Annotated in this window: 15 protein-coding genes; 6 read left to right on the top strand and 9 right to left on the bottom strand. The window is 75.8% G+C overall.

Annotation, left to right across the window (positions count from 1 at the left end; genetic code table 11):
• Positions 1-51: 51 nt before the first annotated feature.
• From ACH4F6_RS14200 to ACH4F6_RS14185, 4 genes are all read right to left on the bottom strand, one after another.
• Positions 52-930 (bottom strand): SDR family oxidoreductase, encoded by an 879-nt coding sequence (locus ACH4F6_RS14200; protein ID WP_397960402.1) that lies wholly within the window; start codon positions 928-930, stop codon positions 52-54.
• 54 nt (positions 931-984) lie between these two features.
• A complete protein-coding gene (locus ACH4F6_RS14195; protein WP_397960401.1) occupies positions 985-2,616 on the bottom strand; it encodes a phytoene desaturase family protein in 1,632 nt (543 codons plus the stop codon).
• Positions 2,609-3,115 carry an SRPBCC family protein gene (locus ACH4F6_RS14190; protein ID WP_397960400.1) on the bottom strand — a complete coding sequence of 169 codons (507 nt, stop codon included), beginning with the start codon at positions 3,113-3,115 and terminating at the stop codon, positions 2,609-2,611. The genes ACH4F6_RS14195 and ACH4F6_RS14190 overlap by 8 nt, the downstream gene beginning before the upstream one ends.
• A 495-nt stretch (positions 3,116-3,610) precedes the next feature.
• Positions 3,611-4,045 carry a hypothetical protein gene (locus ACH4F6_RS14185; RefSeq protein WP_397960399.1) on the bottom strand — a complete coding sequence of 145 codons (435 nt, stop codon included), beginning with the start codon at positions 4,043-4,045 and terminating at the stop codon, positions 3,611-3,613.
• Between the two features lie 103 nt (positions 4,046-4,148).
• Here ACH4F6_RS14185 and ACH4F6_RS14180 point away from each other — a divergent pair, with 103 nt between their 5' ends.
• The gene (locus tag ACH4F6_RS14180; RefSeq protein WP_397960398.1) at positions 4,149-4,796 is read left to right on the top strand and encodes an HAD family hydrolase; all 648 of its coding nucleotides are present in this window, start codon (positions 4,149-4,151) and stop codon (positions 4,794-4,796) included.
• Positions 4,797-5,043: 247 nt separating this feature from the next.
• Here ACH4F6_RS14180 and ACH4F6_RS14175 read toward each other — a convergent pair whose 3' ends face one another.
• Both ACH4F6_RS14175 and ACH4F6_RS14170 read right to left on the bottom strand, forming a co-directional pair.
• A complete protein-coding gene (locus tag ACH4F6_RS14175; protein ID WP_397960397.1) occupies positions 5,044-5,916 on the bottom strand; it encodes a DUF1932 domain-containing protein in 873 nt (290 codons plus the stop codon).
• A 34-nt stretch (positions 5,917-5,950) separates the two neighbouring features.
• Positions 5,951-7,432, bottom strand: coding sequence for an MFS transporter (locus ACH4F6_RS14170; RefSeq protein WP_397960733.1), 1,482 nt, complete (start codon positions 7,430-7,432; stop codon positions 5,951-5,953).
• A gap of 464 nt (positions 7,433-7,896) precedes the next feature.
• Between ACH4F6_RS14170 and ACH4F6_RS14165 the strand changes: the two genes are divergently transcribed.
• Together ACH4F6_RS14165 and ACH4F6_RS14160 are read left to right on the top strand one after the other, a co-directional pair.
• Positions 7,897-9,222 (top strand): lipase family protein, encoded by a 1,326-nt coding sequence (locus tag ACH4F6_RS14165; RefSeq protein ID WP_397960396.1) that lies wholly within the window; start codon positions 7,897-7,899, stop codon positions 9,220-9,222.
• 77 nt (positions 9,223-9,299) lie between these two features.
• Positions 9,300-9,830, top strand: a complete 531-nt coding sequence (locus ACH4F6_RS14160; protein ID WP_397960395.1) for a molybdenum cofactor biosysynthesis protein — start codon at positions 9,300-9,302, stop codon at positions 9,828-9,830.
• 12 nt (positions 9,831-9,842) lie between these two features.
• Here ACH4F6_RS14160 and ACH4F6_RS14155 read toward each other — a convergent pair whose 3' ends face one another.
• Both ACH4F6_RS14155 and ACH4F6_RS14150 read right to left on the bottom strand, forming a co-directional pair.
• The gene (locus tag ACH4F6_RS14155) at positions 9,843-10,292 is read right to left on the bottom strand and encodes an ATP-binding protein (RefSeq protein ID WP_397960394.1); all 450 of its coding nucleotides are present in this window, start codon (positions 10,290-10,292) and stop codon (positions 9,843-9,845) included.
• Between the two features lie 150 nt (positions 10,293-10,442).
• Positions 10,443-10,718 (bottom strand): hypothetical protein, encoded by a 276-nt coding sequence (locus ACH4F6_RS14150; protein ID WP_397960393.1) that lies wholly within the window; start codon positions 10,716-10,718, stop codon positions 10,443-10,445.
• A 236-nt stretch (positions 10,719-10,954) separates the two neighbouring features.
• Between ACH4F6_RS14150 and ACH4F6_RS14145 the strand changes: the two genes are divergently transcribed.
• The gene (locus ACH4F6_RS14145) at positions 10,955-11,584 is read left to right on the top strand and encodes a hypothetical protein (RefSeq protein WP_397960392.1); all 630 of its coding nucleotides are present in this window, start codon (positions 10,955-10,957) and stop codon (positions 11,582-11,584) included.
• A gap of 146 nt (positions 11,585-11,730) precedes the next feature.
• The gene (locus ACH4F6_RS14140; RefSeq protein ID WP_397960391.1) at positions 11,731-12,198 is read left to right on the top strand and encodes a hypothetical protein; all 468 of its coding nucleotides are present in this window, start codon (positions 11,731-11,733) and stop codon (positions 12,196-12,198) included.
• A 33-nt stretch (positions 12,199-12,231) separates the two neighbouring features.
• On the opposite strand, the gene ACH4F6_RS14135 is transcribed toward ACH4F6_RS14140, so the two are convergent.
• On the bottom strand, positions 12,232-12,684 hold the full coding sequence (locus tag ACH4F6_RS14135; RefSeq protein ID WP_397960390.1) for an NAD(P)H-dependent oxidoreductase: 453 nt from the start codon (positions 12,682-12,684) through the stop codon (positions 12,232-12,234).
• 249 nt (positions 12,685-12,933) lie between these two features.
• Between ACH4F6_RS14135 and ACH4F6_RS14130 the strand changes: the two genes are divergently transcribed.
• Positions 12,934-13,308, top strand: a complete 375-nt coding sequence (locus tag ACH4F6_RS14130) for a hypothetical protein (RefSeq protein ID WP_397960389.1) — start codon at positions 12,934-12,936, stop codon at positions 13,306-13,308.
• Positions 13,309-13,447: the final 139 nt, after the last annotated feature.

Genomic DNA, 13,447 nt, shown 5'->3' with positions numbered 1-13,447 from the left:
GCCGCCCCGGGACGAGGCGCCGGCCGGGGACGAGAGGGAAGGTCCGGTCCGTCACGCCCCGGTGGTCGCGCCCCGGTCGGCCCGGCCGCCGGCGCCGAGCGGGCCCGTCGCGCGCAGGCCCTCCTCGGCCTCCAGCCGGGGCAGTTCACGCCGGCACCGGCGCAGCACCAGGGGCGGCAGGGCGGCGCGCGTCACCTGGACCAGCCGCAGCCAGGCGGGCACGTAGACGGCGGTGGTCCGCCGCTCCACCGCGCGCGCCAGCCGCTCGGCGACGACGTCGGCCGGATGGACGCGCCGGGCGGGCAGCGGCATCTGCGCGCGCAGCTCGCGCAGCACCGTGTACCGGTCGGCGTCCTGGATCATGTCGGTGTCGACCCAGTTCAGGTAGGCGATGCCCACCGCCACCCCCCGGTGCGCCACCTCCGCCCGCAGCGAGTGGGCGAAGGCCTCCACGCCTGCCTTCGAGGCGCAGTAGGCGCTCATCATCGGGGCGGCGCCGAGCGACGCCAGCGAGGCGATCTGGAGGTAGTAGCCCGCCGTGCGCCGCAGGTCGGGCAGGAACGTGCGGGCCGTCAGGGCGCTGCCCGTGAGGTTCACGTCGACCACCCGGCGCCAGAGGGCCATGTCCGCCGTGGCGAAGGGGCCCCCTTCGGCGATGCCGGCGTTCGCGACGACGACCGACGGCGGGCCGAGCCGCTCGCGCACCGTGTCGGCGGCGCGCGCCAGGGCGTCCGCGTCGGTGATGTCGGCCTCGACGGCCAGGGCCGGGGTGGGCAGGGAGGCGGCGACGGCCTCCAGCTCCGTCCGCTCGTGTCCGAGCAGGGCCAGGCGGGCTCCACGCCGGGCGAGGGCGTGGGCCTGGGCCGCGCCCAGACCGCGGGCGGCGCCCGTCACGACGACGGTGCGGCTGGTGAGGGGGCTGTCTGCCACGGCGTGCTCCGATCGGTCCGCGCGGTGGACGCCTCACCCGGCGTCCCGGCGGGGTCAGTGGGCGGGGGGCGGCCGGTCCCCGGTGCGGTCGCGGTGGGTGAGGACGCGCTGCAGCCGGGCCAGGCCCGGGGCCCGGTGCCGCCGCAGGGCCGCGCGGGCGGCGTTGGCGCCGGGCGCCCCGTGCACGCCGCCGCCCGGATGGGCGCCGGCGGAGGCGAGGTACAGTCCGCGCACCGGCGTCTCGGGGCGCCCGGTACCGGGCACCGGCCGGAAGAAGAGCTGCTGGTGGAGGGCCGCGGTGCCGCCGTTGATGGCTCCGCCGGAGAGGTTGGCGTCCAGCCGCTGGAGGGTGGGCGGGGCGAGGATGCGGCGGGCGCGGATCAGCGTCCGGAACCCCGGCGCGAAGCGCTCGACCTGGCGTTCGACCCGGTCGGCCATCACGTTCTGCTCCCGGTCGTCCCAGGTCCCGGTGAGTCCCTCGTCCCCGGCGTCGGACGTGATCTCGTGGGGCACATGGGTGTACGCCCAGGCCGACTCGGTGCCGCGCGGTGAGCGGGAGGGGTCCGCCGTCGTCATCTGGCCGAACAGGGTGAACGGGCGGTCGGGGACGCGGCGCATGGCGATCTGCGCCGCGAAGCGGGTGAGCTCGTCGAGGCCGTCGGCCAGGTGGACCGTGCCGGCCCGGGCGGCCTGCTCGGCCCGCCAGGGCACGGGTCCGTCCAGCGCCCAGTCGACCTTGAAGGTGGCGAAGTCCCACTGGAACCGCCGGAGGTCGGCGAGCACCTGGGAGGGGAGGTGTTCGGGTTCGACCAGGTCGCCGTAGAGCGCGGGGACGGACACGTCCGCGAGGACGGCACGGCGCGCGGTCACCGTCTCGCCGTCGGCCGTGCGCACGCCCGCGGCCCGGCCCTCCCGGACGAGGACCCGGGCGACCCGCCGCCCGCAGCGCACGGTGCCCCCGCGGGAGCGGAGCCGGCGCACGAGGGCCTCGGTCAGGGCGCCCGAGCCGCCGGCCGGCACCGGGAAGCCGTACGTCTGGCCGAGCATGGACATCAGCCAGCCGAAGCCTCCGCTGCCCGCCGCCTCCGGCGCGAGGTCGGCGTGCAGGGCGTTGCCGGCCAGGATGAGCCTGCCGCCCTCTCCCCCGAACTCCTCGTCGCCCATGCGCCGCACCGGCAGGGCGAGCGTCCGCGCCAGCCGCAGCCCGCCCGCTCCCCGCAGCCGCAGGGCGAGCCGGGCCGTGGCCTTGAGCGGCGGGAAGGGGGTGAACAGGCTGGCGAGGATGTCGGGGTGCAGGCGGTCCCACACATGGTGCAGGCGCCGCCAGGCGGCGCCGTCCCCGGCGTGGAAGACGTCGAGGGACCGGGCGGTGACGTCGACCCTGCGGTCCAGGACCGCGCACCTGCCGTCGCTCAGCGGGTGCGCCAGCACGTGGGGCGCGTGGCTCCACCGCAGTCCGTGGTCCTCCAGGCGCAGTCCGGCCACCACCGGGGAGGCGGCGGCCAGCGGGTAGAACGAGCTGAAGACGTCGCTGACGAAGTCCGGGTCGACCTCCCGGTCGTGACGCACCGCACCGCCGGGCTCGGGCTGTTCCTCCAGGACCTCCACGCTCCAGCCCGCGTCGGCGAGCAGGTTGGCGGCCACCAGTCCGTTCGGTCCGGCGCCGATCACGACGGCGTCAGGCATCGCCGCCTCCGTTCCGGACCGGTCCCGCCGCGGGCGCCGTGCGGCCGTCCCGGCCCCCGCGGGCGGCACCCTCGGCCTCGCACACCCGGGCCAGCCGGGCCAGCATGGCCCGGTGCCGGATCTGGATCAGTGCCTCGACGCCCACGTTGTGCAGCGTTCCGCCGGCTCCCTGCAGGGGGTGCTCGTCCACGATCACCAGGCAGTGCTCGCCCCAGGGGCGCAGTTCGATGGCGATCCTGGCGGTGCCGAGCACGCCCGCCCGCGCCTCCAGCTCCAGGGCGGCGCCCTCCTCGCAGCGGCGGACGACCGTCTCGTTGGTGAGGCTGACGGGCCCCAGGCGGATCTCGTACTCGATCGCCGCGCCGACCTGCGGCCACAGGCCCCGGACCGGCTCGGACGACGCCGTGCCCACCACCCAGTCCGCGTACCGGCTGCCGTCCGCCAGGACGGTCCACACCGTTCCCGGATCCGTCTTCACCAGACGATGCCGAACCGCCACTGCGACCTCCCGTGTGTGCGCCCGCTGCTCACCGCCAAGTGCCCACTCCGCGGCGGACGAACCAGGATGATCTCGGATATTCACGCCACACGGCGGCCGGCGGTGCGGACGGCCCCTCCCGCCGGCCGTCGACGGGGATCGCGCGGGCGCCCGCCCGGCGCCGGGACGTGCGGCCCGCGGCGAGGGTGCGGGGACCGGGCCGTGCGGGTCCCGGTGAGGGCGCGGGGGCCGCGGCGAGGTCGGACCAGGGTGGGGGCGTGGGAGCCGCGGCGGGGTCGGACCAGGGTGGGGGCGTGGGAGCCGCGGCGGGGGTGTGCGTCCGCGGTCGGGGCGCGAGGTCTGCGGTCGGGGCGCGGAGCCCCGGAACGAGGAGGCCGTCGACGAGGCCGCCGACGACGACAGGGCCGGCCCGGCCGGCGCGCGGTCGGGCGGGCGGCCCCCGCAGGACGGACCCCGGCACGAGGGGCGTGCCCCCGGGCCCGTCCTGGCGAGGCGTCAGATGCGTCCGCCGGTGAGCCGGGTGATCGGTCCCTGCGGGGTGCGGCCGGAGCGGCGGCCCACCGCGTAGGAGGCGGCGGTCAGCGCCGTCAGGCCCGCGCCCACGCCGGCCGCGACCAGCTTCCGGTGGGCGACGACGGTCCAGGCCGTCTTGGCGACGGCCGCGACCTGCCCCGAGGTGGCGACGATCGCCTGGCGGCCCGCCTCGACACCGCGGGCGGCGCCGTGTGCGGCACTCGTCGCCGCCTCGGCGGTGCGCCCGGCCGCCGACTTCGCCGCTGACGTGGCGTCATCCGCCTTGCCGGCGGCGCCCTTCGCGGCACGGGCCGCCGGAGCGGTGGCCTTGTCCGCGGTCCGCCGGGCCTTGGCCGCGGTCGTCCGCTTCGCTGCGTTCCGTTCGTCCGGTTGGGTGTTCGATTCAGTCATGGACATCGCTTTGCCTCTGACCGCGGCGGCAAACACCTTCCGCGTCCACCGTGCGCGCTCGGTGCCCGCCCCGGGTTGGCGACGATCACCTCGCGGGTAGGTCTCGCCCATGCGCCTCGCCCTCTTCGACCTGGACGGCACGCTGGTGGACCGCGCGTCCGCCTTCGCCGACGCGACAGCCGCCCTCTGCCACGACCACGGGTACGGGCCCGAGATCGAGCGGTGGCTGCTGACCGAGCTCGCCGATCACGCGGAGCGGAGCGACTTCGGCCGGCTGCGCGCGGCCTTCGGACTGCGCGAGTCGGCCGATCACCTGTGGCGGGTGTACGTCGACCGCATGGCCGCCGCCGTCACCTGTCGTCCCGCCGTCCTGCACGCCCTCGCCCGGCTGAAGGAGAACGGCTGGAGCGTCGGCGTCGCGACGAACGGGGCGTCGGACATCCAGCGGGCGAAGGTGCGCGCCACGGGCCTGGCCGACCTCGTCGACGGCATCGCGGCCTCCGGCGACATCGACGTCCGCAAGCCCGACCCGCGCCTGTTCGAACTGGCCGCCGCCCGCTGCGGCACGCAGCTCACCGCGAGCGACTGGATGACCGGCGACCAGCCGGAGGCCGACATCCGGGGCGGGTACGCGGCCGGACTGAGGACCATCTGGGTCGCGGGCCGGCCCTGGCCCGAGACGCTCACCGTGCCCCACCACACCGTCGCCGACGTCATCGAGGCCGTCGACCACCTGCTGTCGCACTCCCCGGCGTAGACCGCGCTCCACGCCGCCCTCGTGAGCCCGGTCCGCCACGCCCCGTCGTCCGCGTGGCGTCGGTCCGCCGTGCCCCGTCGTCCACGCGGCCCCGGTCCACCGCGCCGGGCCCTCGCCGTGGCCGCGCGCGCCCACCGGGGGGAACACGTGCCGCGGATCCCGCGGCACGTGTTCCCCCCGAGGGCGCTTCCGTCCCGCCCGGACGAACAGGCGCCGCGCCGCACGGGCGGCGGGTCGCCGCGGCGGCTCAGGTGCCGGGGTCGCCGTCGGCCCCGTCGGCCCGTCGCAGATCGCGGATCAGACGCGCGCCGGTGACGCTCCCGTCGTCCTTGTGGTGCTCCCATCGGGCGAACGTCCGCGCGGCGGCGTCGGCGAAGGCGGCGGGCAGACCGGCGTCCGCCCAGGCCTGGGCGATCTCCCGCATCTCCGGCTCCCAGCGCCAGGCCTTCGGTCCGGCGCCGGCCAGCCGTTCCGCGGCGGCCAGCGGGGTGCCGGGAAGCGCGTGGGCCGCGAGGTCGAACAGGTCCTCCAGCACTCCGTGGCCCTCGGCCAGGGCGCAGGCCTGGGCGGCCAGGGCGTACGAGATCTTGTTGTAGGCGGCGAAGGCCAGCTTGAGGGCCGACGCCCGGCCGACCGGGCCGTCGAGGGCGACGGCGGTGAGCGCGGTGCCCTCGAAGAGGGCGGCGACGCGGGCGGTGGCCCGGGCGTCGCCGGACAGGTACAGGCGGGTCGTCCCCGCGGTGCGCGGCGGCGGGCCGGTGATCCCGCCGTCCACCACGGTCGCGCCGCTGCCGTCGAACAGCGGGGCGAGGTCGGCCATGTGGCGCGGGCTGACGGCGTTGGCGTCGACGTACAGCCCCTCGAAGCCGGCGGCCGCGACCTGTGCGGCGACGTCGAGGGCGGCGGCCGGGGGGCAGACGCTGAGGACGGTGTCGCACCTGGCGGCGAGTTCCGCCAGGTCCGCCGCGGAGCGCAGTCCCCGCTCCGCCGCGCGCCGCCGGCTCGCCGCCGACCGGCCCTCGGGCAGCCACCAGACCCTGGCCCCGGCGGCCACGGCCTGCGCCGCCACGGCCGCGCCCATGGCGCCGGGGTGCAGGATTCCCACGTCTCGCTGAAGCATGTGCGGACCCTAACCCGAAGGCCCGCCGGGGTGTTCACGTCCTTCCGGGTCCGACCCCGCCCTTGAGGCGTTCGAGGTCCGAGGGGCGGACCTGGATCACCAGGGCGGCGATCAGGGCCGCGATCAGGGTGAACACGGCCGCCGTGACGAAGGCGGCCGAGACGCCCGCGGTGAGGACCTCGTCGGACCAGGGCGGCGGGAGCTGCCCGGTGCGCTGGAAGCGCAGGCGTTCGAGCGGGGTCGCCCGGGCCAGGAAGGCGGGCACCTGTTCCCTCGCCTCGCCGGCGCCGGCCGCGCCGAAGACGGTGACCAGGATGGACAGGCCGAGCGAACCTCCCACCTGCTGGGTGGCGTTGAGCAGTCCCGAGGCCGCGCCGGTCTCCCGCGGGGCGACTCCGGAGAGCGCCATCAGGGTCAGGGAGACGAACTCCATGCCCATGCCCAGGCTGAAGACGAGCATCGGGCCGAGGACGCTGCCCGCGTAGGTGGAGTCCACGTCGGTCAGGGTCAGCCAGCCCAGCCCCGCCGAGGCAAGGACCGCGCCCGCCACCATGAAGGGTTTGGGCCCGAACACCGGCAGGAAGCGCGAGGCCAGACCGGCGCCGACCGCGATGACGGCGCTCACCGGCAGGAAGGCGAGGCCGGCGCGCAGCGGGCTGAAGTCCAGCACGTTCTGCACGAAGAGCGTGAGGAAGAAGAACATGCCGAAGATCGACGCGGCGAGGCACAGCATGATGCCGTAGGTGCCCGCGCGGTTGCGGTCGGCGAACATGTGCAGCGGCGTGATCGGCTGCCGGGAGCGCTTCTCCACCAGGACGAAGACCGCGAGGACGACGACGGCCGCGGCGAACGAGGCGAGCGTCAGCGCGTCGCGCCAGCCGTCCTGGGCGGCCCGGATGAAGCCGTACACCAGCAGGACCATGCCCGCGGTGGAGGTCAGCGCGCCGGTGAGGTCGAAGTGGCCGGGGTGGCGTTCGGACTCCCGGATCCAGCGGGGCGCCGCGAGGGCGACGAGCAGGCCGATCGGGACGTTGACGAAGAAGACCCAGCGCCAGTTCAGCCACTCGACGAGCATGCCGCCGGCCAGCAGGCCGATGGCGCCGCCGCCCGCCGACACCGCCGCGAACACCCCGAACGCGCGGTTGCGTTCGGGTCCTTCGCGGAAGGTCGTGCTGATCAGGGCGAGGGCGGTCGGGGAGGCGACGGCTCCGCCGACCCCCTGGAGGGCGCGCGCGGCGAGGAGTTGGCCGGGTCCGTGGGCGAGGCCGCCGAGCAGGGAGGCGAGGACGAACAGCAGGACGCCGAAGACGAAGACGCGCCGCCGGCCGAGGATGTCGCCGGCCCGGCCGCCGAGCAGCAGCAGCCCGCCGAAGGTGAGGGTGTAGGCGTTGACCACCCACGACAGGCTGGTGGTGGAGAAGTCCAGGGCGCGCTGGATGTGGGGCAGCGCGATGTTCACGATCGTGATGTCCAGGACCACCATGAGCTGGCAGGAGGCGATGACCAGCAGCGCCATCGCGTGTCCGCCGCCGCCCTGCTGCCGGGTGGAGGCCTGGGTCGCTGAAGTCGGCCGCGGAGAGCTGCTCATGACGTGTCGCCCGCTCGCCGGCGGGCCTCGGGGAGCTTCGGTGGACGAGGACGTCCACCGGCGGGTCCACCGTTCGACCGTACGCCCGCGCCGGGGCGGTCACCACTGGATCACGGGGCGACAGCGGGTGCCCGCCGGGCGGGGGCGGGGCGCGCGAGCCGGTCCGGACGGCCCGCCGCCACATTACTGAACCGTAACCTACCGACGGGTACCCCCGGTAACCCCTCCCCGGCTACCGTCCTGACAGTTCGTCCAAGAACTGACGAGCCAGAGCGGCGCGGAGCAGCGGTGGACGACCGGGGCTCCGTGCCGGACGGCCCGCCCTCACCGGGCCGTGAGCACCCGAGCCGCAGAGGAAGGCTCGGCCTCCCTTCTCCCCCAGGAGGTCCGCCATGCCCGCCCCCACCCGCCTGCTCGCCGCCGCCGTCACGGCCGCCGCATGCCTCGGTACGACGGCCGTCCCGGCCGCCGCCGCACCGGACGCGGACGCCGTGGTGTCGCGCGGTGTCCGCATCCCCGCCTTCTACACCCCGCCCGCCGCGCTCCCCGCGGCCGACGGGGCCCTGATCCGCACCGAACGGCTCCCCCTCGCCCTGAGCCTGCCGGGCGTCGACGGACCGCTCCCCGGCCGGGCGACCCGGCTGATGTACAAGTCCACCGACGCGGGCGGGCAGCCCATGGCCGTCACCGGCGCCTACATCGAACCGACGGCCGCCTGGAAGGGCAGCGGGCCGCGTCCGCTGGTCGCGCTGGCGCCCGGCACCATGGGACAGGGCGACCAGTGCGCCGCCTCCCTCGGCCTCGAACGGCCCCTCTTCCTCAACGGCCAGACCGTGTCCGTCGGTTACGAGGACCTGGCGATCTACCGGATGCTCGCCCGGGGCATCGCCGTCGTCGTCACCGACTACGCCGGGCTGGGCACCACGGACCGGCTGCACACCTACGTCAACCGGGTCGACGAGGCGCACGCCGTGCTGGACGCCGTCCGCGCGGCCCGGTCCCTGGACGGGACGTCCCTCACGGACGGCTCCCGCGTGGCCCTGTTCGGCTACAGCCAGGGGGGCGGGGCCACCGCGGCGGCCGCCGAGCTCCAGCCGTCCTACGCGCCCGACGTACCGCTCGCCGGGACGTACGCGGGAGCCGCGCCGGCGGACCTGGTCGCCGTCACCGAGGCCATCGACGGCAGCGACCTGGCCGGTGCGCTCGGCTGGTCGGTCAACGGCTTCCTGCAGACCGACCCCGCGCTGAGGCCCATCGCCGACGCGCACCTCAACACGGCCGGCAAGGCGGCGCTCAAGGACCTGTCGACGATGTGCGTGGGCGACGCCCTCCTCGCCTACAACTCGGCGCGCAGCACCTCCTGGACGACGGACGGGCGCTCCCTCGGCGCCGTCATCGAGGCGGAGCCGGCGCTCAAGGCGTTCCTGGCCGGCCAGCGCATCGGCACGCTGAAGCCGGCGTCCCCGGTCCGGGTGGCGACCGGCACCGCCGACGACCTCGTGCCGCACGCGCAGGCCCGGGAGCTCGCCGTGGCCTGGTGCGCCAAGGGAGCCGACGTCACCTACAAGCCCGTCGTGCTGCTGCCGCTCGGCAACTCCCTGATCAACCACTTCGCCCCGCTGCTCGCGGACCAGGGCGACGCGATCTCCTGGCTGGCCGACCGGCTGAACGGCAGGCCCGCGGACTCGAACTGCTCCGGCATCCGCCGGCAGCCCTGAGACCGGGAGGGCGGCGGCCGCACCCCACGGCGGCTGCCGCCCTCCCCCGCCACCGGACCCGCGCCTAGGGTTGATCCATGGACGGTGTGCTCGAGGTGGAGGTCGTACAGCTGCTCGTGTCGCCGGTGCACCGGTTCGCCGGCCGCCCCGCGGACGGGCCGTCGGACGCGCCCGGCGACGAGCTGGTGGACTCGGTGCGGGTCCGCGCCGGTCTCGGGCTGGTGGGCGACCGCTACTACGGCCGCCCGGCGCACCGGGACGCGTCGGTGACCCTCATGTCCGCCGAGAACCTCCCGGCGGACATCGCCCCGTCCGCCGACCTCCGGCACACCCGCCGCAACGTCCTGCTGCGGGGAGTCGACGTCGACTCCCTGGTCGGCTCCACGATCGTCCTCGACGGCGCGCACGGCCCGGTCACGCTCGCCGTGAACCGCCCGGCGAGGCCCTGCGCGTGGATGGACGTCACCCTCGGCCCGGGCGCGCAACGGGCGTTGCGCGGCAAGGGCGGGGTGCGCTGCACACCCCTGTCCGACGGGGTCCTCGCCCTCGGCGGGGCGACGCTGCGCGTCGTGGACGAGGACGGCGGCGAGGACACCGGCCCGCGCTGAGCGCGGACCCGCTCACAGCCCGTCGAGCAGACCCAGGCGGGTGACGATCCGCTTGCCGACCGGCTCCCGGACGACGGCGAACTCCCGGGCCACCGCCATCACGATCTCCAGGCCGTGCTGGCCCACACGCGTCGGGTCGGCGCCCCGTGGCACCGGCATCGCCGGATCGCTGTCCCAGACCGAGATCTCCACCGTGTCCCCGGCGATGCGCAGGCGCAGCAGCACCGGGCCGGGCGCGTGACGGAGCGCGTTGGTGACCAGTTCGCTCACCACCAGCTGCGCCACGTCCAGAGTCCGGGCCGACACCGGCACCCCGTGCTCGCGCTGGACCCGCGCGAGGAAATCACCCGTCAAATGCCGTGCACCGGCGATACAGCCGTCCTCGCCGTCCAGAGCCACCGTCGTCTCGACAGGACCCTCGCCGGGCCCGGAGGACCGTTCGTCGGGCGGAACGTGTTCCATCCGGACCGCCTTCGCTACCCCGTTCATGGCGCCCCGCCTACCCCCGAACCGTTCTCCTATGCCTCAGACATCCCACCCGCGTCCAGGAGCACGTCGCAGGAGGTGTCCGGGGGGGGGCGCGCGGCCGTCCGCGCCCCCGCCGGGCGCCGGTCAGCGGACCCCGGGGACGTCCCCCCGCCAGTCGAACCGGCGGCCGTCCGCGGGGCGGCGCACGTACAGGGCCCGGCCGCCGGGTCCGTAGCGGCCTATCTCCGTCGTCAGGGCCACCTCGGAGAGCTCCGCGCCGGCCGCGTGGTCCGTGACGTCCAGCAGCAGGCCGTCCAGGGGCCCGCCCACCAGTTGCGCGTAGGCGCGGCCGGGGCGGGGGCCCGCGTCGTCGTGGTCGGCACCGTAGACCCGGCCCCGCATGAAGTCTGCGTCGTCCATGACCGGCAGCTTGGCAGCCGCCACTGACAACGGCCCGTGGACCGGCCGCCGCCCGCAGGAGCGGTCTTCGGCCAAGGCCGTGGCGCGAACCCGTCGGGTGCGGGCAGGCCGTCACGCTGTGGGTATCACTCCTTGCACATCGTGGTGTGTCGGGGCGGGGGGTGCCGACCCTGGGCGGACGCGGCGAGCGGCGGGGGACGGCGGGCGAGTCCACACGCGCCCGGCGGCGCCGAGCCGTGCGCGAGCTGCGGGCGGCGGGCCGTTACGGGCCCCGGCTGCGCGAGGTGCTGCCCGGTCTGGCCGCCCTCGGCCTCGTCGTGTGCGGGGCGACCGCGGCGCTCGCGCTGGCGGGGCGCGCCGTCGGTCCGTGGGTCCCCCCGGCCGCCGTCGCGGCGCTCGGTGTCCTCGCCGTCGTCGTGCGCCGTCGTTCCCGGCGGCCGGCCCGGCGGCGCCGCGGCTACTACAGCGCCGAGGAGCTGGCCGAGCTGGACATGCCGGCGCTCGTGCTCGCCGTGGCCCGGATGCTGCGGCGGGACGGGTGGCGGGTGGTGCCGCCGTCCGCGCACACCGCCCCGCACCTGACCGCCCGGGACGGGCGGGGGCGGCTGCTCGACGTGTCGTTCCGGCCGGTGGCCGAGCCGCTGCCCGACGAGGACGCGGCCTGCTCCTGCCGGTCACGGGCACGGCCCGGGCCCCGGCTGCGGCTCGTCGTGCATCGCGGCGCGTTCACGCACCGGGACGAGGTCTGGGCCGCCCGCCAGGGGCGCACGTACCTGATCGACGGCGCCCGCCTGCGGCTGTGGGCGCTCGGGACGCCGTTGGACGGGATAGCCGCCCTCGGGGGTCCGCCGCGGCGCCGCGCGTGAGGGCGGCCCGCTCGCCGCGGCGCCGCACCGGCCGGAGGTCCTCCCGGCCGCGCCGGCGGCGCTGACCCGTTCGAGTGGCCCCCGCCCGCCTGTCGTCGTAGCGTCGGTACACGGCCGGGCTGCGAAACGGGCGGACGGGAGCTGACATGCGCGGACACACCACGAGGACGGCGGCCCTGCTCTGTGCCGCGCTGGGACTCACCGCGGCGGTGGGCACGGCGTCGGCCGCGCCCGCCACGTCACCGTCCGGGGCGGAACGCGCCGCCCCGCGGACGGCGGCGCCCTTCCTGGTCGACTGCCTCTGGCACCCGCGGGTGCGGCCGGACAAGTTCATCCTGGCCTGCGGCGACGGCAACAGCGTGCTCGTCAAGCTGAAGTGGCACCACTGGCGCGCGGACTCGGCACGGGCCACGGGCGTCAACCTGCTCAACGACTGCAAGCCGTACTGCGCCGCGGGCACCTTCCGCGCCTACCCGGTCATCGTGCGGCTGGACAAGCCGCAGACCTGGAAGAAGGACCCGCAGGAGCAGCGCTTCGGCCGGATCACCCTGACGTACACCGGGCAGCGACCGGACCAGTTCGACCGGGTCGTGAGCTACCCGCTGTGGGACTGACGCCGCAGCTCCTCCGGCCCGGTGCGGCGCCGGTCACTCCATGAGGCCGGCGGCCGTCGCCGCGCCCAGCTCCCAGCAGGCCTCCAGGTCCGCCTTGCCGGGTTCCCCGGTGACGGTCACGGGCTCGGCGACGCGCCGCCAGGCCAGCCCCGCGGTGACGGCCTCGATGCCGCGGACCGCGCCGGTGACGTCGTTGCCGCCGTGCACGTAGTAGCCGAAGGGGCGGCCGCGGGTGCTGTCGAGGCAGGGGTAGTAGACCTGGTCGAAGAAGTGCTTGAGGGCGCCGGACATGTACCCGAGGTTGGCCGGGGTGCCCAGCAGGAAGCCGTCGGCGGCGAGGACGTCGGCGGCCGTGGCGGCCAGGGCCGCGCGCCGGACCACGCGGACGCCCTCGATCTCCGGAGCCGTCGCCCCCGAGACGACCGCTTCGAACATCGCCTGGCAGTTCGGCGACGGGGTGTGATGGACGATCAGCAAGGTGGCCACGGCACCGAACCCTGCCCGCTCGCCGGTCCGTCCGCAAGCGGCGCCCGGCGGGGCGCGGGTCCCGGTCGGGCCGCCGACCGGACAACGCGCGGATGCTCTCGATCAGGAAACGCCACCGTCTCTCGTGTTCCGAACCTTCTTGCGCCAGTCCCGGAACGCGTCACCCGCCCGGGCGACCCCGCTCCGTACGGTGCGGGGCACGAGCGGATCCGGAGGGAACCGGGTCCGCGCAACCGGCAGGAGAAGCGCATGGCGAATGTGGAAATCTCCCTCAAGGAGATCATGACCGCGGTCGAGGGGGCGCTGGGCGCGGCCGTCGTGGACTACACCAGCGGCATGGCGCTGGGGACGCTCGGCGGCGGCAAGGACCTCGACCTGTCCGTGGCGGCGGCCGGCAACACCGACGTGATCCGCGCGAAGGTCCGCACGATGGAGCACCTCGGGCTGACGGGCGAGATCGAGGACATCCTGATCACGCTCGGCAGCCAGTACCACCTCATCCGGCTGGTCCAGGGCCGCCAGGGGGCCGGACTGTTCATCTACGTGGTCCTGGACCGCGACCGCTCCAACCTGGCGATGGCCCGTCACCAGCTCAAGCGGGTCGAGTCCGAGCTCGAGGTGTAGGCGGCCCGGCAGCCGGCGGCTTCGCACGCCCAGGAGTTGAAAATGTCTTCAACTCGACACATCCACATCAGTGCATCACCGGGGTGTGCGGAGCCCGCAGTCGCCAGGATCGTGACGGACGCAGGACCCCGAACGCGGC

The sequence above is a fragment of the Streptomyces sp. NPDC017936 genome (assembly GCF_044328485.1).
Lineage (GTDB): Bacteria > Actinomycetota > Actinomycetes > Streptomycetales > Streptomycetaceae > Streptomyces.
This window is presented reverse-complemented; position numbering and strand designations above follow the sequence as displayed.

Excerpts from the sequence above, each read along its gene's own strand:
- ACH4F6_RS14195 (WP_397960401.1), bottom strand. The coding sequence starts at position 2,616 with ATGCCTGACGCCGTCGTGATCGGCGCCGGACCGAACGGACTGGTGGCC.
- ACH4F6_RS14185 (WP_397960399.1), bottom strand. The coding sequence starts at position 4,045 with ATGTCCATGACTGAATCGAACACCCAACCGGACGAACGGAACGCAGCG.
- ACH4F6_RS14180 (WP_397960398.1), top strand. The coding sequence starts at position 4,149 with ATGCGCCTCGCCCTCTTCGACCTGGACGGCACGCTGGTGGACCGCGCG.
- ACH4F6_RS14175 (WP_397960397.1), bottom strand. The coding sequence starts at position 5,916 with ATGCTTCAGCGAGACGTGGGAATCCTGCACCCCGGCGCCATGGGCGCG.
- ACH4F6_RS14170 (WP_397960733.1), bottom strand. The coding sequence starts at position 7,432 with ATGGCGCTGCTGGTCATCGCCTCCTGCCAGCTCATGGTGGTCCTGGAC.
- ACH4F6_RS14165 (WP_397960396.1), top strand. The coding sequence starts at position 7,897 with ATGCCCGCCCCCACCCGCCTGCTCGCCGCCGCCGTCACGGCCGCCGCA.
- ACH4F6_RS14160 (WP_397960395.1), top strand. The coding sequence starts at position 9,300 with ATGGACGGTGTGCTCGAGGTGGAGGTCGTACAGCTGCTCGTGTCGCCG.
- ACH4F6_RS14155 (WP_397960394.1), bottom strand. The coding sequence starts at position 10,292 with ATGGAACACGTTCCGCCCGACGAACGGTCCTCCGGGCCCGGCGAGGGT.
- ACH4F6_RS14150 (WP_397960393.1), bottom strand. The coding sequence starts at position 10,718 with ATGGACGACGCAGACTTCATGCGGGGCCGGGTCTACGGTGCCGACCAC.
- ACH4F6_RS14140 (WP_397960391.1), top strand. The coding sequence starts at position 11,731 with ATGCGCGGACACACCACGAGGACGGCGGCCCTGCTCTGTGCCGCGCTG.
- ACH4F6_RS14130 (WP_397960389.1), top strand. The coding sequence starts at position 12,934 with ATGGCGAATGTGGAAATCTCCCTCAAGGAGATCATGACCGCGGTCGAG.